17 protein-coding genes are annotated in these 18,214 nt (G+C 72.7%); 8 read left to right on the top strand and 9 right to left on the bottom strand.

The features are described from left to right. Positions 1 to 7: 7 nt before the first annotated feature. Complete coding sequence (locus OG594_RS37600; protein WP_266606886.1) at positions 8 to 2,077, bottom strand: SpoIIE family protein phosphatase; 2,070 nt, start codon at positions 2,075 to 2,077, stop codon at positions 8 to 10. 564 nt (positions 2,078 to 2,641) lie between these two features. Between OG594_RS37600 and OG594_RS37595 the strand changes: the two genes are divergently transcribed. Then, on the top strand, positions 2,642 to 3,091 hold the full coding sequence (locus tag OG594_RS37595) for a GNAT family N-acetyltransferase (protein ID WP_266606885.1): 450 nt from the start codon (positions 2,642 to 2,644) through the stop codon (positions 3,089 to 3,091). A 545-nt stretch (positions 3,092 to 3,636) separates the two neighbouring features. Here OG594_RS37595 and OG594_RS37590 read toward each other — a convergent pair. The 6 genes from OG594_RS37590 to OG594_RS37565 all read right to left on the bottom strand — a co-directional run bounded on the left by OG594_RS37590 (position 3,637) and on the right by OG594_RS37565 (position 7,171). After that, a complete protein-coding gene (locus tag OG594_RS37590) occupies positions 3,637 to 3,936 on the bottom strand; it encodes a hypothetical protein (protein WP_266606884.1) in 300 nt (99 codons plus the stop codon). A 79-nt stretch (positions 3,937 to 4,015) separates the two neighbouring features. Beyond that, positions 4,016 to 4,501 carry a hypothetical protein gene (locus OG594_RS37585; protein ID WP_266606883.1) on the bottom strand — a complete coding sequence of 162 codons (486 nt, stop codon included), beginning with the start codon at positions 4,499 to 4,501 and terminating at the stop codon, positions 4,016 to 4,018. Positions 4,502 to 4,597: 96 nt separating this feature from the next. After that, positions 4,598 to 5,350: an anti-sigma factor gene (locus OG594_RS37580; RefSeq protein ID WP_266606882.1), complete on the bottom strand. Its 753-nt coding sequence runs from the start codon at positions 5,348 to 5,350 to the stop codon at positions 4,598 to 4,600. Next, positions 5,347 to 5,943 carry an ECF RNA polymerase sigma factor SigK gene (gene sigK / locus OG594_RS37575; protein WP_266606881.1) on the bottom strand — a complete coding sequence of 199 codons (597 nt, stop codon included), beginning with the start codon at positions 5,941 to 5,943 and terminating at the stop codon, positions 5,347 to 5,349. The genes OG594_RS37580 and sigK overlap by 4 nt, the downstream gene beginning before the upstream one ends. 244 nt (positions 5,944 to 6,187) lie before the next feature. After that, a complete protein-coding gene (locus OG594_RS37570; RefSeq protein ID WP_266606880.1) occupies positions 6,188 to 6,607 on the bottom strand; it encodes an ATP-binding protein in 420 nt (139 codons plus the stop codon). Between the two features lie 126 nt (positions 6,608 to 6,733). After that, positions 6,734 to 7,171, bottom strand: a complete 438-nt coding sequence (locus OG594_RS37565; protein ID WP_266606879.1) for a hypothetical protein — start codon at positions 7,169 to 7,171, stop codon at positions 6,734 to 6,736. A gap of 395 nt (positions 7,172 to 7,566) precedes the next feature. On the opposite strand from OG594_RS37565, the gene OG594_RS37560 reads away from it, so the two are divergent. From OG594_RS37560 to OG594_RS37550, 3 genes are all read left to right on the top strand, one after another. Next, positions 7,567 to 8,643, top strand: coding sequence for a hypothetical protein (locus OG594_RS37560; protein ID WP_266606878.1), 1,077 nt, complete (start codon positions 7,567 to 7,569; stop codon positions 8,641 to 8,643). A gap of 50 nt (positions 8,644 to 8,693) precedes the next feature. Next, positions 8,694 to 10,490, top strand: coding sequence for an Ig-like domain-containing protein (locus OG594_RS37555; protein WP_266606877.1), 1,797 nt, complete (start codon positions 8,694 to 8,696; stop codon positions 10,488 to 10,490). Between the two features lie 109 nt (positions 10,491 to 10,599). Continuing rightward, positions 10,600 to 10,998, top strand: coding sequence for a molybdopterin-binding protein (locus OG594_RS37550; protein ID WP_266606876.1), 399 nt, complete (start codon positions 10,600 to 10,602; stop codon positions 10,996 to 10,998). Between the two features lie 41 nt (positions 10,999 to 11,039). Here the strand turns inward: OG594_RS37550 and OG594_RS37545 are convergent, their stop codons facing one another. Next, the gene (locus OG594_RS37545) at positions 11,040 to 12,509 is read right to left on the bottom strand and encodes a helix-turn-helix domain-containing protein (protein WP_266606875.1); all 1,470 of its coding nucleotides are present in this window, start codon (positions 12,507 to 12,509) and stop codon (positions 11,040 to 11,042) included. A 226-nt stretch (positions 12,510 to 12,735) separates the two neighbouring features. Here OG594_RS37545 and OG594_RS37540 point away from each other — a divergent pair, with 226 nt between their 5' ends. The 3 genes from OG594_RS37540 to OG594_RS37530 all read left to right on the top strand — a co-directional run bounded on the left by OG594_RS37540 (position 12,736) and on the right by OG594_RS37530 (position 16,849). Continuing rightward, positions 12,736 to 13,560: a xanthine dehydrogenase family protein subunit M gene (locus tag OG594_RS37540; protein ID WP_266606874.1), complete on the top strand. Its 825-nt coding sequence runs from the start codon at positions 12,736 to 12,738 to the stop codon at positions 13,558 to 13,560. Beyond that, complete coding sequence (locus OG594_RS37535) at positions 13,557 to 16,325, top strand: molybdopterin-dependent oxidoreductase (protein WP_266606873.1); 2,769 nt, start codon at positions 13,557 to 13,559, stop codon at positions 16,323 to 16,325. Before OG594_RS37540 ends, OG594_RS37535 begins: the two co-directional genes overlap by 4 nt. An 83-nt stretch (positions 16,326 to 16,408) precedes the next feature. Further along, positions 16,409 to 16,849 carry a molybdopterin-dependent oxidoreductase gene (locus tag OG594_RS37530; RefSeq protein ID WP_266606872.1) on the top strand — a complete coding sequence of 147 codons (441 nt, stop codon included), beginning with the start codon at positions 16,409 to 16,411 and terminating at the stop codon, positions 16,847 to 16,849. 25 nt (positions 16,850 to 16,874) lie between these two features. Here OG594_RS37530 and OG594_RS37525 read toward each other — a convergent pair whose 3' ends face one another. Next, a complete protein-coding gene (locus OG594_RS37525; protein ID WP_266606871.1) occupies positions 16,875 to 17,294 on the bottom strand; it encodes a molybdopterin-binding protein in 420 nt (139 codons plus the stop codon). Between the two features lie 152 nt (positions 17,295 to 17,446). Here OG594_RS37525 and OG594_RS37520 point away from each other — a divergent pair, with 152 nt between their 5' ends. After that, positions 17,447 to 18,103 carry a DUF2278 family protein gene (locus OG594_RS37520; protein ID WP_266606870.1) on the top strand — a complete coding sequence of 219 codons (657 nt, stop codon included), beginning with the start codon at positions 17,447 to 17,449 and terminating at the stop codon, positions 18,101 to 18,103. The last annotated feature ends 111 nt before the right edge of the window (positions 18,104 to 18,214 follow it).

Raw genomic sequence — 18,214 nt, 5'->3', positions numbered from 1 at the left:
GCCCCGCTCACGGAGCGCCGCGGTGGACGCGGGCCAGGATCAGGACCGTGTCGTCGGTCGGCGGCTCGGGCAGCAGGCCGGCCAGGATGCGGTCCGCCATGTCCTCCAACGGCTCGCTGCCGTCGCCCAGTTCGGCGCGCAGGGCGTCCAGGCCCACCTCGATGTCCTGCCCCCGGGCCTCGATGAGGCCGTCCGTGTAGAGGGCGAGCGTCGCGTTCTCGGGCAGTTCGATCTCGGTGGTCCGGAACGGGGCGCCGCCGACGCCCAGCGGGACCCCGAGGACCTCGTCGACGGTCTGCACCGTGCCGTCCGGCCGGAGCACCAGGGGCGGCGGGTGGCCGGCGCTGGCGATGCGGGCGCGTCCACTGCGCGGGTCGTAGACGAGGTACAGGCAGGTCGCGAGCTCGATGCCGGCCTCCTGGGCGCACATGTCGAGTTCGGTGAGCAGGTCGGCGGGCTCGCTGTCGTGGCGGGCCAGGGCCTTGGTGGTGATGCGGAGATGGCCCATGGCGGCGGCCGCGGAGACGCCGTGCCCCATCACGTCGCCCACGACGAGGACGATCCGACCGTCGGACAGGTTGATCACGTCGTACCAGTCGCCGCCGACCTCGGTGATCCGGCTGCCGGGCACGTAGCGGTGGGCGACGTCCACGTACGGGGTGACCGCCAGCGCCGTGGGCAGCAGGGCCCGCTGCAAGGTGAGGGCGATGTCCTGGACCCGGCTGTAGAGGCGGGCGTTGTCCAGGCAGATCGCGGCGCGCGAGGCGAGTTCGCTGGCCAGGCTGACGTCCTCCTCGGTGAAGGGCGGACGGGCGGCGGACCGGCCGAACATGGCGATGCCCTGGACGGTGCCCCGGGCGATGAGCGGAGCGACGAGGATGCAGGCCACCCCGCTCTCGCCCATGATCTTCGTGCGTGACTCGGTGACGACGGTGCGGGCCAGGAACTCCTCGTCCACCACGGCCGAGATGGCGCGGCCGGTGCTCAGCATGTCGTGGATGACGGAGCCCGGCGGGTACCGCACCTTCTCCACCCCGCTCACGAGTTCGACGGCGGGAGCGGGCAGGGTCGTCCCGGAGGCGATGCGGCGGGTGAACAGCGGCCGCCCCGGATCAAAGTCCTCGGTCTCGTCCATCCACTCCACGATCTCGACGACGGAACCGTCGCAGAAGTCCGGCATCGACGCGTCGACGAGCTCCTGGGCGGTGAGGTTGACGTCCAGGGTGGTCCCGATCCGGGTGGAGGCCCCGTCGAGGAGGGCCAGCCGGCGACGGCTGGCGGTGGCTTCCAAGATGGCCCGTTCCCGGTCGGTCACGTCGATCATCAGCCCGCCCACGCCGGAGCGGGTGCCGACGGCCCGGCTCAGCGGGAAGAAGCTGACGGACCGGACCTGGTCGCGGTCCGGATGCCCGCGGGGGCGCACCCCGACCAGTGTCCCCACCACGGGTGCCCCGCCCTGGGCGACGGCCCGGAGCATGCGCTCGTACTCACCGCCGTCGGACATGATCATGATGTCGTCCATGCGCCGCCCCAGGTGGGCCTCGATCGGCAGACCGTCCATGTCGGCGAGCGCCTGGTTGAGGTGGATGTACCGCAGGTCCTCGTCGATCATGACCAGGCCGATGGGGCAGGTCTCGAAGAGGGCGTCGAGGAAGGCGAGGTTGGTCTTGACCCGGTCGAGCTCGTCGCTGCGGCTCGACAGGACCATCACCACCGAGGGACCGCCGGATCCGGTGACGGAGAAGGACCGGAAGCCGCAGTCGAAGACCGTCCCGTCGCGGTGCCGGGCCGTCAACCTGCCCCGCCAGTAGCCCTGCGTACGCCCTTGCTCCGTCAGCCGGGCGCACGATGCGGACGTGCCGCTGCGGGAGGCGTCGGCGAAGAGGAGCGCGCCGGGCCGGGTGAGGACGGCGCCGGGCTCGTAGCCGAAGAGGTCACGGGCGCCGGGCCCCCAGTAGCAGACGCGGTCGTGTTCGTCGATGCCGAGGACGGCCACGGGCACGCGCTCGAGCAGCGACCCCGGCTCGGACCAGATCGGGCCGTGAGTTTCCTCGCCCCCCGGCCGGGCCGATGGCACGAGACGCCCCCTTCCGCACGCCGTTCTCTCCACATCATCGTCCGGACACGACGTACGGGCACGCCGGGCGGCGCGCGACGGCCCGGGACGAGCGCCTCGCGGGTCACTCGCCGTCGTCCGCGCGGGCCCACAGGGGCGGAAACCCGCACGAGCGAGCGAAATCCCGCGATCTGCCTAGCACGTGCCGGCCGGAAGGGCCGATTCGCCTCTTGGATGATCCACTGTAACGACACGGGGTGGGCCGGCCCGATTCCGTGCCCCGGACCAGGTGTCGCCCCGGGGCCGCTCCTGGTTCACTGGTCGTGGCCACCACCCTGCGGACCGCTTGGCGGCTCTCGCGGTCACGGAGTGACCTGGTCCAGGGGACCCCTGCGCGCCGACAGCGGTGTTCGGCGCGCGGGGCTCCGCCGGCCGCACCCGTACATCGTGGCGCTGGGACGGTCCGCGTTTCGACACCGCGGCACCTGCCGGGCCCGCCGTGCTCCAGCATGATCGATGCTCTGCGCCGGAGCGGCGGCGCACACGCCCCGCTCCGCCTTCCTTCGATCACGGGAGTCCAGCCCTATGTCCGACATCAGCGTGCGTTCCGTGCGGGACGGCGATTTCGCCCAGTGGCGCGCCCTCTACCGCGGCTACGCCGACTTCTACGGTGTGGAGCAGACCGAGGAGGCGGCCGCCACGGTCTGGTCCTGGGTGACCGACCCCGGCCACGAGGTGGGCGCCCTGGTGGCCGAGGACACGGAGGGGCGGTTGCTGGGCCTCGCCCACTACCGTCCGTTCGCGCGCCCGCTCTCCGCGACGGTGGGCTGCTTCCTCGACGACCTGTTCGTGGCACCGCAGCACCGCGGTTCGGGCGCCGCCGACCTGCTGCTCGGCGCGCTGCGCGAGCTCGCGGCCGAGCGCGGCTGGAGCGTGGTCCGCTGGATCACCGCTGATGACAACCACCGGGCGCGGTCCAAGTACGACCAGGTCGCCCAGCGGACCATGTGGGTCACGTACGACATGACCCCTTGAGCCCCGATCGGTTCGGCGCCGAGGCGCGTGGGCCCGGGCATCGCCGGTGACTTCGATCGCGGTGCCCGATCGACTCGGTGGACACGGGCCCCTGAGAGGGGGCCGGCGGGCCCGAATCCTGCGGATCGGCGCGCTGCGGTCGCGCGTGCGGCCACTTGTACGAGCTCCTTGCCGGGGCGGCCGGCGAGCTCCCCTCGCAGAGGGTTCCGTCGAGGTGTTCGACAGCGTCAGCGGACCTGGTCGGTCGAAGTTCCGTCCGGGGCGAACGCATGCTGGAAGGTGAAGGCGTGCGGGCGGAGCCGTGGTCGCAGGTCGGTCCAGAGCGAGGGTCGCGGCCAGGGAGGTGGTTTCCACCGTGCGCCCTGGCCGTACCAGGTCGGTACGGCGAACTCGGGCGTGCCCCGGTCGACGTCTGCCGCCTCCGCATGAGCGTGGCTTGCGCACGGGGCGAGGATCCGTGGGGCGTGACCGACCCGTCCCTTCACGAGTGCTCAGCCCGGAGGAACTCCCGTGCGCCCGAGGGCGATCGCCGCGGGCCGCCGCGGTCAAGGCGCCGGCGCACCGGGGCGGAACCTTGCCGTGCCGCCCTTGATGTACACCATGAAGGGCGTGACGTCCGGATGCCCTTCGGCATCCATCGAACGCAGCGCTACGCCACGGTCCAGGATTTCCTTGGTCGCCCCCATCTTTTCTGCGGGAAAGCCCTCGCTCGCGGCCTCGTTCTGGACGTCGAACAGGTGGCGGACGGACTCCCAGCCGGCCAAGGGCTCGAACCGGCACAGGATCCACGGCCAGTCTCGCGTTTCCACGGAGAGGAACCCGATGGGCGCACCGCCCATGGTCATGGTCCAGTCCGCTTCGAGTGGTTCGGGCTCGCTTCTCATCAGTTCCGGACGCCCCCCACTCGCATCAGGACGGCCACGGTCACCTGACCAGCGGTTCGGCCAGGAGGACGACCCGATCGGCCGCGACGTCGTAGCCGAGTACGGGACTGCCGTAGCCGCCCTCCGCATCCATCAGGACGGTCTTGCCCACGCATCGCCCGATCTCCCGCAAGAAGCCGCAGAACACATCGAGTCGTTCCTGCCCCTGCAACTCCCTGAGGTCGACGTCGAAGTCGATGATCTCGTCGGCGTAGAAACGGAAGATCGCCAGGACGTCGGCGACCGGCCAGACCCGCAACTCCGGGCACTCGGCGTCCACCGGCCGCGACAGTACGCTCGCCGCCCGGGGCACCGGAAGCTCCGTATCGCCTTCGGAGTACCGGCACTTCCAGCCCCTCGCCTCGACGAGATCGAGGACCGCCTGCCAATCCTCGACCGAACAACCCGGGACGCGCACGTCCGGCAGCGCCCCCATCAGGTCCGGGTCGAAGAAGCAGCTCACGTCGTCCCACAGAAGATCGGCCACACCGCCATGTTGCCCGGCGCCCGGATCCGCCGCAGCCCCTTTTGCCTCGACCAGAGGGGCGAGGGCACCCCGGTCGCCGTCGTGGGCGGCGCGCGGTCAGGCGGGCAGGTCCATCAGGAGCAGGGGGGGCGTGGTGGGTCGTGGGGATCCTCCGGCGGGTTCGAGGGTGAGGCCGATCGCGCCGGCGTCGGCGGTGTCGCCCTCGACGAGGACGGTGCCGTCCCGGTGGATGAAACCGGCCGGGCGCATGGTGCCGTCGTGGTCCAGCCACAGCTGGTAGGTCGTGCCGGCGACGGGCGCGGGCAGTCCGCCGGCGGTGAACACGGCCTTGTTGCGCATCGCCGAGGAGACGACGGTGGCGGCGGCTCCGTTGCTGGCGCGGCCGTGGGCGGTCCGGGCGTCGGGAGCGGACAGGACCGTGCTGACGTCGTCGAGGCGCTGCTCGATCTGCCCGGCCTGCTGTTCGTAGTGGCGGCTCTCCTGGTTCTGCCAGGCGGCCAGGCCCGCGAACAGGGCCGCGGCGGCCACGCTCGCGGCCACGGCGAACAGGCCGGCCTTGCGGCGCAGCGCGCCGCCCAGCGGGGCCGGGGAGAGGGGGGTGGAGCGTCGGGGCGGGAGTTGGCGCACGCCTTCGACGGCTGCCAGGGTCCGCTGCTTCATGGCGGTGGGCGGCGGCTGGGCCACGGCGGCCGCCAGCCGGGCGGCGGTGGCCTGGAACCCGGCCACTTCCAGGCGGCACTCCTCGCACCGGGCGAGGTGGTCGGTGAACGGCTCGCGTTCGCCGGCGTCCAGGGCGTTCAGTGCGTACGCGGCGGTGAGGGCGTGGCTGTCGGACCGGTGCTGGTTCATGTGGTCACCCCCATGCAGTCACGGAGCCGGACCAGCCCGTCGCGCATGCGCGTCTTGACGGTGGGAAGCGGCGTGTGGAGGACTTCGGCGACCTCGCGGTAGGTCAGGCCCTGGTAGTAGGCCAGGGTCACCGCCTGGCGCTGGAGTTCGGTGAGGCCGCGCAGGCAGCGGCGGACCTGTTCGCTGTCCAGGCGGATCTCGACCTGTTCGGCGACCTCGTCGAACGCCGTCCGGTGCTCGCGGGCGGCCTGCGCGCGTTCCCGGTCGGCGGACGCCTGGGCGGAGCGGACCCGGTCGACGGCCCGCCGGTGGGCGATGGTCGCCGCCCACGTGGTGACGCTGGCGGAGTCGGGCCGGTAGCGGGCGGCCTGCCGCCACAGGTCGATCATGACCTCCTGGGCGACCTCCTCGGACTGGGCCCGGTCCCGTACGACTTTGATCACGATCCCGAAGACCAGCGGGGCGAGGGCGTCGTACAGGACGGAGAACGCCTCCTTGTCCCCGTGGGCGACCTGCCGCATGACCTCGGGGAGGTCGGTGCGGTCGGTGGGGCCACCGGTGGGGTCGGGGCCGAAGGGGCTCGGCTGGTTCACGGGGCGGGCTCCGGCCGGGGGGACCAGACGCAGGGGAGGCCGGGGGCGTCCGGCCGGGGGCGGGGTGTCCATCGCATGGTGGTCCTTGTCCGGAGAGCAGCGGCCGGACCGCCGCACGGGGCGGTGGGGGCCACAGGTCCAGGGGATGGGTCTGATGGTTCTTCGTAGCGGAGGCACGTGCGGATGGGAGGGCGTTCACGCTCCAGGACGAGGCCCGGTTCCCTCGTTCGAGGGAACCGTCGGGTCAGCCGTCCCGCCAGGTGATCACGGCGATGACCTGCTTGCCGCGCGGTGAGCGGCTGACGAAGAGGTCCGCGCCGAGCGCCCGGACGATCTGCAGGCCGCGCCCCCGGGTGGCGTCGGTCCCGTGGCCGTCGCCCCGCTGGGGCAGGGAGAGCGAGCCGTCGCTGACGCAGATGCCCGCCCGGCCCCGGTCCAGGCTGATCGTGAGCGCGTACGGGGGAATGGCGTGCCGGACCGCGTTGGTGGCGAGCTCGGACGCGATCAGCAGGATGTCGCAGGCGGTCTCCTGTGGGCAGCGCACGGGGTGTAGGGCCAGGGTGCGCGCGGCGCTGCGGCGGGCTTCGCCGGCGGCCTGCGGCCCTGAGGGCAGGGGGTGGTGCACGGTCCTCGGCCGCGCCGGGGATGTGGTTGCGGTGTCCATGACGGTTCCTCGCTGTGCGAGCGGCCCCGGTGGCTCCGTGCCGGTCCGGGGGCCGGGAACGGACGGGGTTCCGGGGCGGTGACCCCGGAACCCCTGTGCGCCGGTCGGCGCTACGGCGCTGGGGCGCTACCACTTGTTGTGGCAGTTCCAGTGGCCGGGCACCCAGTGCTGCGAGTGGCCCTTGCCCCACCAGCCGTCGTGCCAGTTGCCGTGGTGGTCGCGGTAGCCCTCGTGCCAGGTGCCGTGATGCCACTTGGACTCCCAGTGGCCCTTCACCCAGGTGCACCGGTCATGGCGGTCCCACCGGTTGTGGCCGTCCCACCGGCCGTGGCGGTCCTTTCGGTCCCACCGGTCGTGGCGGTCTTGGCGGTCCCACCGGTCGTGCCGGTCCTGGCGGTGGTCACGATCACGGTCACGGTCGCCGGTGAGCATCGAGCTCACCGTGCCGGACGCCGGCGGGGCGGCGTTCGCGGTGCCGGAGAGGCCCAGCAGCGAGCCGCCGGCCAGCAGTCCGGCGGACGCCGTCCCGACGAGCAGGCGCCGTGTGCGCAGCGAACCGGTCATCGCACTCACCTCCTTCCCTTCATCGGACAGTCGGTTCAACGGCCCCCTCAGCCTCAGGAGCCTCACCAGGGATTCGCCACGAACGGCGCGAGGGATTGGAAAAACCTCATCTACGGATAAAACCCCGCGACATGGAGAGAGCCACCACCCACCGACGAGTAGAGCATTTGCTAGGTGAAATCATGGGATCAACCGCATCTGCGGTCCAATCCGGCTGATACATTCCGCAAGCGCAATCCGCACACCCCATCCCGTCACGGCTGTCCACGACCTGGTTCGACGCCGTGCCGAGCACCTCGGTCAGACCGAAGTCCCGAGAACCACCACGGATGCGTCGGAGGCCGTGCGGCCATGGCCGCTTCCAGCCCAGATCCACCTCCGAAGGGGAAAACCTGATGCGAAAGATGCTTCTGCGGCGCCCGGCCGCGGGAAAGGCGCTGGTCGTGAGCGCCCTGCTGGCCCTGGCCGTACCGGGAATCGCGTACGCCAACACGGTCGGCGTGACCGTGAAGACCCCGGGCGCCACCGCGGGGCCCGGATCCGCCTTCTCCGAGATATCCACCCACGCCGCCTGTAGCAGCGGCCTGATCTCCGGCGGCGGGATCAACCAGGCCATCGGCACCGGCACCTCGTCGAACGGCAACAAGATCAACGGCACCTCGCCGAGCCCCGACGGCAGCACCGAGTACACCGGCTCCACCGGCGTGGTCGGGACCGACGTGGCCCACTGGCTCGGCATCGGCGGCAGTGGCGGCGCGGTGAACGCCTCCTTCTCCAGCACGCCGTACGCCCTGTGCTTCACCAGCAACCTGATCAACCACACCCAAGTGGTCATGAACAAGGTCGCCGGACCCACCACCAGCGGGACGGTGGGCCTGGTCACCGCGAGCTGCCCGGCCAACACCCGGCTGATCGGCGGCGGCGCCCGCATCACCCCGGCGAGCGTCGGCAGCCTCAAGCCCATCGCGAGCTTCCCCACCTTCAACGACTCCGCCCACGGCTTCGGCCAGAAGGCCGCGGCCGACGGCGAGAACAACCCCGACTCCTGGACCGCGGTCGGCTGGAACGGCGGCGGCAACAGCAACAACACCACGTACGCCTACGCGATCTGCAGCGGCAACAACATCGACGTCAGCGGTGCCACCGTCAAGGTCCGCCACGGCGAGGTGAGCGGCCCGACCGCGGCGACCAGCGGCCAGACGGTCACGGTCGGCTGCACCGGCAACGACGGAAAGCTGGTCAGCGGAGGCGCCGCGATCAGCGGCGGCAACGTCACGACCACCGACTTCACCGGCCCCGGATCGGTCGGCGACCACCTCAACGGCAGCTACCCGAGCAACTCCGGCGGCACCCCGGTCAGCGACGGAACCACCACGGCCGCCTACTGGACGGCCGTCACCCACACCGGCGGGGTCAGCTCGCCCGGCACCTACTCCGATGCCTGGGCGCTGTGCGCCGACGACGGCGTCTGAGTCACCGGCAGCTGTCCGCATCTCCCCAAGTACTCTCGTTTGGAACCTCGTTGAGCATTTTCAGAGCCAAGACAGCAGTGGCGGCCGGCGTGACCGGTCTGCTGGCAGCCGTACTGGCGGCCGCACCCGCGACCGCCGACCCGGCCGGGGCGCCCTCGCCCTGCGGTACGGGCGGCACGTTCACCACCTCGCCCCCCACCTGCACCTACACGGCGGTCGGTACGGACACCTTCACCGTCCCTGAGGGCGTGAGCGCGGTCACCGTCGACGTGTTCGGAGCCGAGGGCGGCAGCGCGGCCGGCTTCGTCACCCCCAATCCCCCGAACGAGGGGGCGTCCGGCGGACTCGGCGGCGAGACCCGCGCGGGCCTCGCCGTGAGCGCGGGCCAGAACCTGCAGATCACGGTGGGCGGCGCCGGTAGCTCCGGCAGTTCGCGACGCGGCGAGTACGCCCGGCCCGGCGGCACCGGCCACGGGGCCGGCGGCGGCGGTGCGCACGGCGGGGGCGGTTCCGGCGGCGGCGCCACCGATGTGCGCACCGGTGCCTTCGGACCGACCGACCGAATCCTCGTCGCCGGCGGCGGCGGGGGCGCGGGCAACGGCGGGCCCCTGCTGCGCGGCGGCAACGGCGGCGGCCCGGCCGGTGAACCGGGCGGCCAGGGCGGCGGCCCGGAGGGATCCGGTGCCGGAGGTGGGGGCGCGACCCAGACCGCGCACGGCACCGGCAGCCGCACCTCGCCCCTCGGCGGCCCCGGCATACCCGGAGGCGACGTCGACCCCAACACCGGGCTGCCCAACCCGGGCAGCGGCGGCGCCGGCGGCAACGGCGCACGCGGCGGCAACGGCGGCGGAGGCGGCGGTGGCTACTTCGGCGGAGGCGGCGGCTCCGGCGGCGGGAACCCCGACAACCTGTACGGGGCCGGCGGCGGGGGCGGCAGCGGCTTCGCGGCTCCCGCGGCCACCGACGCCGTCCTCCTGCCGGGGGTGAACCGCGGCAACGGCAAGGCGGTCGTCTCGTTCCGGTACGGGTCCTCGCTCACGGTGGCCACGGACACGGACGCACCGCTGTTCGGGCACCCGGTGACCCTCACCGCGACCGCCGCCCCGGCGCATCCGGCCGCGGGCACGCCGGGCGGGACGGTCACCTTCTTCGACGGGACCACCGCGCTGGCGACCGTACCGCTCGACGGCGGGCAGGCCCGGCTGCGCACCGCCGCGTTGCGGCCCGGCTCCCACGCGATCACCGCGACGTACGGCGGGGACGCGCGCCACGCCCCGAGCGCGACGGCCGGGCCGGCCCCCGTCAGCGTCGGCTTCAGCCTGCCGTGCATCACGACGGCACGCGTCGGCACCCTGACGGTGGGCGCCGGCCAGGCGCTCTGCATCGCCGCGGGCGGCAGCCAGACGGGCCCGGTCAAGGTGGCTCCCGGCGGGTCCCTGGCGATCACGGACGCCCGGGTCACCGGGCCCGTGTCCGCCGAGGGCGCCCTGGCCCTCGCCTTCTGCGGCTCGCGCCTCACCGGCCCCGTCTCCGTCACGGACAGCGTCGGCTACGTCCTGGCCGGCTCGGAGGACGGGCCGACCGCCTGCGCCGGCAACACCTTCCAGGGTCCGCTGACCTTCGAAGGCAACACCGGCGGCCTCCAGGCCTCCGCCAACGCGGTCACCGGACCCGTACGGATCGACGGCAACAGCGGCGACGGACCGCTGCCCGGCGCGGACGTCCCGGCGTTCCGGGCCAACCGGGTCACCGGACCGCTGCGTTGCGGGGGCAACGCACCGGAGCTGGTGCAGACGGGCACCGTCGTCCAGGGGCCCCGGTCCGGCCAGTGCCGCCCGGCTCCGTAGCCACGACCGCTCCGTAGCCACGGCCGGCGGTGACGCACCGGCACCCGGGACGGTCGGTCCCGGGTGCCTCGCCGTTCGCGGCCGGAGCGGCACCGCCTATGCTGCGGGCGTGCCGTCGTACTCCATGGGCGTTGCCGCCCAACTGCTGCGCGTGAGTCCCGAAACCGTCCGCCGGTGGGCGGAGTCGGGCCGGCTGCCGGCCGACCGCGCTCCGGACGGTTCCCGCGCCGTCGACGGCGTGGTCCTCGCCGCCTTCGCCAAGGAACGCGCCGCCGGGACGCACCCGTTGCCGCCCGGCACCACCCTGACCTCCGTACGGAACTCCTTCGCCGGGATCGTCACCGCCGTCCGGCTCGACGAGGTGGCGGCCCGGGTGGAGATCCAGTCGGGCCCGCACCACGTGGTGTCCGTGGTGACCAGGGAGTCGGTCGAGCAGCTCGGCATCACGGTCGGCTCGACCGTCACGGCGCGGGTGAAGTCCACCGAGGTCCACGTCGCACTGCCGTAGGGCACTGGCGTAGGCCCGGCCCGGCCCTCCCCCCGGGGCGGTCATCCGCAGAGCAGCGCCGCGTACAGGTCCAACTTGTGGTCGAGGCGCGACAGGTCACGGCCCGTCAGGACCTCCACCCGCTCGATCCGGTAGTGCACCGTGTTCACGTGCAGGTGGAGCGCCTCCGCCGTGCGGGCCCAGGAGCAGTTGTTGGCCAGGAAGACCTCCAGGGTCTCGCGCAGCATCCCGTCCCCGAACGCCCCCAGGGTCCGCGTCCCGTACACCGTCCTGACCTCCGGCGGGATCCCCGCCATCAGCTCCCCGAGGGTGTTCAACTGCTCGACCCCGCGCACCGGGACCGCCTCGTCCGCCGAGGTCAGCGCGAACCGGGCCTGGCTGAGCGAGGCGCGCAGCCCCTCCGGGCCCTCGGCCCGCGTGCCGAGGCCCAGCCGGAGCTCCGATTGCGGTCCCCCGCACTGCTGGAGCATCGGCCAGACCGCGCGGAGGGCGCCGGCCGCGTCGGTCGCGGAGGCCGGGTCCTCGTGCAGCACCGCCACCGAACGCCCCACGGCGTAGGTGGCGTCCGCCAGGTGGCGCAGGCCCTCCGCCAGGGCGTCGCCCGAGGTCGCCGCCAGGACCCGGTACGCCCCTCCCACGGGCAGCCCGGCCCCCGCGAGCGCCTCCTCCAGGGCTCCGGTGTCGGCCGGGGCGGGGCCGGCGGGCGTCCCTTCCAGTACGCCGATCAGCTCCTGCCCGGCCAGCCGCTCCGCGGCGAGCCGGCGGGTCTGCCCGCCGCGGCTCTGGGCGAGCACCTCGGCGATCTCGTGGAGCACCCGCGGGGGCGCCGCGTCCGGGTCGGGCACGTGCAGCTGCCAGGCGTCGTACGGGGAGCTCTCGGTCTCGATGCGCAGCCAGACCCCGCCGCGCGCGGAGGCGGCCGACGCCTGCCGGGCGGGCAGCTCGGGGGCGGAGGGCGTACGGGCCACCGTGCGGCCGCTGGCGGTGAGCAGGTAACAGGACACCCGGCCGAGGTGCGCGCAGGCCCGGTCCAGGAGCTCGTCCGGGCCGGCCCCCGCCTCCACGAGCCGGCTCAGCTCGCCGCGCACGTTCTCGGGGAGCGCGAAGAGCCGGGTCGGGCGGCGGCTCAGGTCTCCCCACTGGCGCAGGTACACGGCTTCGGTCACGGCCCGGAAGCTGGTGCGCGCGGGGACGGCCACGAGCGGCACCCGGTGGCTGCGGCAGGCGTCGACGACCTCGTCGGGGACCCGGCCGTGGGTCTCCTCCCCGGCCAGCAGAGCCGTGGCTCCGGCGTCGGCGAGCGCGCCGACGAAGCGGTCCGCCTTGGCCACGTCGCCCTCGGCCCACCACACCAACCCGCTCAGCACGAGCTCCCCCGGCCCCAGGAAGCGGCCGGGCTCCTCCAGGTCGGTGGCGGTGACGCCGGCGACCTCCTGGCCGAGAAGGGCTTCCTCGCCCCAGAGCAGGTTGAGACCGAGGCTGTCGAGCTGGAGCAGGTCGAGGACGTGCATGGCGGGGACTCCTTGCGGCGGGCGGACGCCCACATTCGCGAGGTGAATAGAGGCTGAGCCATCGTAAATGCAAGGTGAAGCACCCGATAGGCCTCTTGGTTGATCCTCCAGGAGGGAGGGTTTCGGGCTCGTCCGATTCCGTGGCCGGGACCAGTCGTTTCACCCCCGCTCCCGTTGCTTCACTGGCTAAAACCCCCTGTCAGGCCAGAAAGGCTGGTGGCGCGAATTGGATCTCAACACGGTGCTCGACGTGCGCGACGCCCGCCGCCGCGAACCCTGGCGTCCCGGCGACGCCTGGCTCGGCGGCGGCACGTACCTCTTCTCCGAGCCCCAGCCGCACATCCGCCGCCTGGTCGACCTCTCCCGCATGGGCTGGCCGCCGCTGTCCTGGCAGCCCGACGGCTCCCTCGACATCGCCGCGACCTGCACGATCACCGAGCTCTCGCGGTTCGCCCGGACCCTGCCGACCACGGCCGCCCCGCTCTTCGAGCAGTGCTGCCGGGCCTTCCTCGCCAGCTTCAAGATCTGGAACATGGCGACGGTCGGCGGGAACCTCTGCAACGGCCTGCCCGCCGGTCCGATGGTCTCCCTCACGGCCGGCCTCGACGGCACCGTCTTCCTCCAGGGCCAGGACGGCGCCACCCGCCGGTTGCCCGTCACCGAGTTCATCCTCGGCGCCGGCGTGACGGACCTGCGCGAGGGCGAGCTGCTGCGGTCCGTGCGCCTGCCCCCGAACGCGTTGGACTCCCGTACGGCCTTCCGCCAGGCGTCCCTGTACGGACTCGGGCGCTCCGGCGCGCTGGTCATCGGCGCCCGCGACCCGGCCGACGGCTCCCTCGCCGTGACGGTCTCCGCCGCCACCACCCGCCCCTTCCGCTTCTGGTTCGCGCTGCCGCCGACGGCCGCCGAACTGCGCGGGGCGATCGACGGCGCCGTCCGGCCGGACGAGTGGTACGACGACATCCACGGGCTGCCCGAATGGCGGCGCCACATGGCCCTGCGCCTGGCCGAGGAGATCCGCCGCGAGCTCACCACCGAGGACCACCGATGACGTACGAGATCGAGATCAACGAGCGGCGTTTCGACACCGAGCCGCGGGCCGGCCAGTGCCTGCGCACCTACCTGCGCGAACGCGGCTGGTTCGGCGTGAAGAAGGGGTGCGACCAGGGCGACTGCGGGGCCTGCACGGTCCACGTCGACGGGCAGCCGGTGCACAGCTGTCTCTACCCGGCCGTCCGTGCCGACGGACGCAGCGTCACCACCGTGGAGGGCCTCGCCCGCTGCGGCGGCGAGCTCCACCCGGCGCAGCAGCAGTTCTTGGACGCCCAGGGCTTCCAGTGCGGCTTCTGCACCGCCGGTTTCCTGATGACCACCGCCGCCCTCCAGGCCGAGGAGGGCACCGCCCACGACGACGGCAAGCTCCAGGACCTCCCGCGCGCCTTCAAGGGCAACATCTGCCGCTGTACGGGCTACCGCGCCATCGAGGACGCGGTGCGCGGGGTCAAGCACACCGAGGCCCCGGAGGCCGGGCAGGCCGTGGGCAAGTCCCTGGGCGCCCCCGCGGGGCCCCTCGTCGTCACCGGCACCGCCCGCTACACCTTCGACGTCGAGGTGCCCGGGCTGCTGCACATGAAGCTGCTGCGCTCCCCGCACCCGCACGCCCGGATCGTCGACATCGACACCCGGAACGCCCTCCGGGTCCCGGGCGTGCACGCGGTCCTCACCCACCACGACTCCCCCGACCGGCTCTACTCGTCGGCCCGGCACGAGCACCCGACCGAGGACCCGATGGACACCCGCGTCCTGGACGACGTGGTCCGCTTCGTCGGCCAGCGCGTGGCGGCCGTCGTCGCCGACAGCGAGCAGGCCGCCGAGGAGGGCTGCCGTCGGGTGGTCGTCACGTACGAGGAGCTGCCGTACGTCATCGACCCGGAGGAGGCCATGCTGCCGGGCGCCCCCGTCCTCCACCCCAAGGGCCCCGAATCGGGGATCTTCCGCGCCGAGAACAACGTGTGCGGGGAGGTCCACCACACGATCGGCGACATGGAGAAGGGGTACGCGCAGGCGGACGTCGTCTACGAGGAGACCTTCCAGACCCAGCGCGTGCAGCACGCCAGCCTGGAGACCCACGGCAGCGTCGCGTACTTCGAACCCAAGGAGGAGGGCGACGGCGAGCGCATCACCGTCCGCTCCTCCACCCAAGCACCGTTCCTGACCCGGCGGGCGCTGTGCGCCCTCTACGACCTCGGTGAGGACGAGGTCCGCGTCGTCGCGGGCCGCGTGGGCGGCGGGTTCGGTGGCAAGCAGGAGATGCTCACCGAGGACATCGTGGTCCTCGCTGCCCTGAAGCTGCGCCGGCCGGTGAAACTCGAATTCACCCGGGCCGAACAGTTCTACGGTGCCACCACCCGCCACCCCTTCAAGATCACCGTCAAGATCGGCGCCAAGGCCGACGGCACGCTCACCGCGCTGCGCATCCGCGTGGTCTCCAACACCGGCGCCTACGGCAACCACGGCCCGGCGGTCATGTTCCACAGCGTGGGCGAGTCCTTCGCCGTCTACAAGGCGCCGAACAAGGAGGTGGAGGCGTACTCCGTCTACACCAACGGCGTCCCGGCCGGTGCCTTCCGCGGTTACGGCCTGGGCCAGGTCCTCTTCGCCCTCGAATCGGTGATGGACGAGCTCGCCATCCGGCTCGGCATGGACCCGCTCGAACTGCGCGAGAAGAACGTCATCGGCGCCGGCGACCCCATGGTCACCCCGATCGGCCACGAGGAGGACCTGTTCATCGCCTCGTACGGGATGACGCAGTGCATGGACGTGGTGCGCAAGGCCATCGCCGAGGACCGCAGCCACGAGGACGTCCCCGAGGGCTGGCTCACCGGCACGGGATCGGCGGTCGCCATGATCGCGACCGGCCCGCCGGGCGGCCACTTCGCCGACGCCCGGATCAGTCTGCTGCGCGACGGCACGTACGACATCGCGGTCGGCACCGCGGAGTTCGGCAACGGCACGACCACCGTCCACAAGCAGATCACGGCCGGTGCGCTGAACACGACGGTGGACCGGATCGCGGTCCGCCAGTCGGACACGGACGTCGTCCGCCACGACACCGGCGCGTTCGGCTCGGCCGGCACGGTGGTGGCGGGCAAGGCGGTGATGCTGGCGGCGAACTCGCTCGCGGAGCGCCTGCAGACCTTCGCGGCCCGGCACACGGGCGTGGCCCGGCACCTGTGCAAGCTGGGGCCCGAGTCCATCGACTGTGCGGGCCGGACCGTCGCCCTCAAGGAGCTGTACGAGGCCGCGCACGACAAGGGCAAGCTGGAGGAGATGGCCGCGGACGGCCACTGGACCGGATCCCCCCGCTCGGTCGCGTTCAACGCCCAGTGGTTCCGCCTCGCCGTCGACCCGCACACCGGCGAGATGAAGATCCTGCGCAGCGTGCACGCGGCGGACGCGGGCAAGGTCATGAACCCGATGCAGTGCCGCGGCCAGGTGGAGGGCGGTGTGGCCCAGGCACTGGGCGCGACCCTGTTCGAGACGGTACGGGTGGACGAGCGCGGCGAGGTCACCACCGCGGCGTTCCGCCGTTACCGGCTCCCGCAGTACGCGGACGTCCCGCGCACGGAGGTCCACTTCATGGAGACCTCGGACGCGATCGGCCCGCTCGGCGCCAAGTCGATGAGCGAGAGCCCCTTCAACCCGGTGGGTCCAGCCTTCGCCAACGCCCTGCGGGACGCGACCGGGGTGCGGTTCACGGAGATGCCCCTGACGAGGGACGTCGTCTGGCAGAAGATGCAAGCCGCAATGGGGTAGAACGCACTCACATGCGACTCACATGGTGAGATGCGGATGGCAGATACGTTTCCTGGGCGACGGGACGTGGGAATCGGGCTCGTATGGCCAAACTCATGCTGCACGGCGACCTCGACCGCCCGGCCCTGCTCAGCGTCGCCGACCTGCGCGCATGGGAGCAGCACCGGGCCAAGGTGGTCTTCGACTGTGCGACGAACGGCCCGCAGCACCACGTCTTCGAGGGCGTGCTGCTGCGCGACGTGGTCGCGAGCGCGGGGCCTGCCTTCGACGCCCGGCGCCGCAAGGACCGGTCGCGCTTCCTGCTGGCGGTCAGCGGCGGGGACGGCCACCACAGCGTCCTCGCCTGGGCCGAACTGGACGCCGACTTCGGGGGCACCCCGGTGCTGCTGGCCACCCGCCTGGACGGGGAGGACCTGGACGGGTCCGGGGCCCAGCTGGTGGTCCCCTCGGACCGGTGCGGGGCCCGCTACGTCAGCGCGGTCACGCACGTGTGGTTCGGCGCCCTGGCGGCGCCGGGCATCTGAGCCCCGGCCGGACGGTGCGACCGGGTCAGGCTCCGGCGAGGGAGATCTCGGTCGACTTGATCAGCGCCACGACGGAGGATCCGGGGGCCAGGCCCAGCGCCTGGACACCGTCGGCGGTGACGGCCGCGGTCAGCCCGCCCCCGTTCACGTTGACCTTCACGGCGGCCATGGCCGGGCCGACGGCGACGTCGGACACCGTGCCCGTGATCTGGTTGCGGATGGAGATGTTCTCGACCGGCCCGGTGGCCAGGGCCACTTCGGTGGCCTTGACGAGCGCCTTCACCGCGGAACCCGAGGTGAGGCCGAGGTCCTTGACGGCGTCGGCGGTGATGGCGGCGGTGATCTCCTGACCGCCGTCCAGCCGGACCTTGACCGTCGCCATGGCCTCGCCGACGGTGACGGCGGTGACGGTGCCCGCGAGCTGGTTGCGGATGCTGAGACTCATGAACGTTCGACCTCTTGCGTAGGCGCCTCGCGCGGTCCGAAGGGGCCGCACGCAACCGAACGTAGGGCCATCCGATCCGGTCCGGCCCGATCCCCCTCGCGCCCGCGCGCCAGAACCACCCGAGCGGCTGGCCCGGTGCTTCACTGGGGAACATGCCATTCGACCGCTACGGCGTGCTGGCCGGGACCCTCCAGAAGCACTTCCGCGACACCCCCGACACGGAGGGCGCCTGGTTCCACGTCAACCTCCGGGTCGACACCCCGGACGGACGGTACAAGTGCGCCGTCGACGTGGACAGCCACGACTCGCAGACCGGCGTGCAGTGGAAGGTCTTCACCGTGGACGCGGCGGCGCTCGGCCCGGTGGCCGCGATGGCGCCCGGCTTCCACGACCTCGACCGCGTGCCCCGGTCCGGAGCCCTCGACTACCTCCGCCATCCGGCCCTGCGCAGGCTCCAGGAGTGGCCCGGGTGGCTACCCGGCCCGCTGGGCGAACTCCTCGACCGGCTGCTGAAGTCCTCCCCGCCCTGGACCTCGGGCTCCAACGTCGAAGCCGCCAACGCCTTCGAGCCGATCCTCGCCGTCGGACGGCCGATCCTGGTCTTCGGCGAACCGTTCGACACCGGGCTGGGCGTCCACAACATCCACCAGAACCAGGGCGACGCTTTCGGCAGCCAGTGGTGGCCCGAGAACGGCATCTGGCAGGACGGCGCGACCATGACCCGCCGCCCCGACGGCCGTTTCGACGTGTTCCTGAACAAGTTCTCCGGCCAGAAGGACCACACGGACGCCGAGGGCCACCCGATCTGAACACGGCCGGAATCGGCTCCGGATCCGCCCCCGCCCGGGTCGACGGTGCGGGCCTCCACGGAATCGGTCCTGGTCCGCCGGGAACCCGGGGCGCCCCCCGTCCGACTACTG

The organism is Streptomyces sp. NBC_01214 (assembly GCF_026340975.1).
Lineage (GTDB): Bacteria > Actinomycetota > Actinomycetes > Streptomycetales > Streptomycetaceae > Streptomyces.
Note: the sequence above shows the minus strand (reverse complement) of the source record. Positions and strands in the feature narration are given on the sequence as shown.

Excerpts from the sequence above, each read along its gene's own strand:
- OG594_RS37595 (WP_266606885.1), top strand. The coding sequence starts at position 2,642 with ATGTCCGACATCAGCGTGCGTTCCGTGCGGGACGGCGATTTCGCCCAG.
- OG594_RS37590 (WP_266606884.1), bottom strand. The coding sequence starts at position 3,936 with ATGACCATGGGCGGTGCGCCCATCGGGTTCCTCTCCGTGGAAACGCGA.
- OG594_RS37580 (WP_266606882.1), bottom strand. The coding sequence starts at position 5,350 with ATGAACCAGCACCGGTCCGACAGCCACGCCCTCACCGCCGCGTACGCA.
- OG594_RS37570 (WP_266606880.1), bottom strand. The coding sequence starts at position 6,607 with ATGGACACCGCAACCACATCCCCGGCGCGGCCGAGGACCGTGCACCAC.
- OG594_RS37565 (WP_266606879.1), bottom strand. The coding sequence starts at position 7,171 with ATGACCGGTTCGCTGCGCACACGGCGCCTGCTCGTCGGGACGGCGTCC.
- OG594_RS37560 (WP_266606878.1), top strand. The coding sequence starts at position 7,567 with ATGCGAAAGATGCTTCTGCGGCGCCCGGCCGCGGGAAAGGCGCTGGTC.
- OG594_RS37545 (WP_266606875.1), bottom strand. The coding sequence starts at position 12,509 with ATGCACGTCCTCGACCTGCTCCAGCTCGACAGCCTCGGTCTCAACCTG.
- OG594_RS37535 (WP_266606873.1), top strand. The coding sequence starts at position 13,557 with ATGACGTACGAGATCGAGATCAACGAGCGGCGTTTCGACACCGAGCCG.
- OG594_RS37530 (WP_266606872.1), top strand. The coding sequence starts at position 16,409 with ATGGCCAAACTCATGCTGCACGGCGACCTCGACCGCCCGGCCCTGCTC.
- OG594_RS37525 (WP_266606871.1), bottom strand. The coding sequence starts at position 17,294 with ATGAGTCTCAGCATCCGCAACCAGCTCGCGGGCACCGTCACCGCCGTC.
- OG594_RS37520 (WP_266606870.1), top strand. The coding sequence starts at position 17,447 with ATGCCATTCGACCGCTACGGCGTGCTGGCCGGGACCCTCCAGAAGCAC.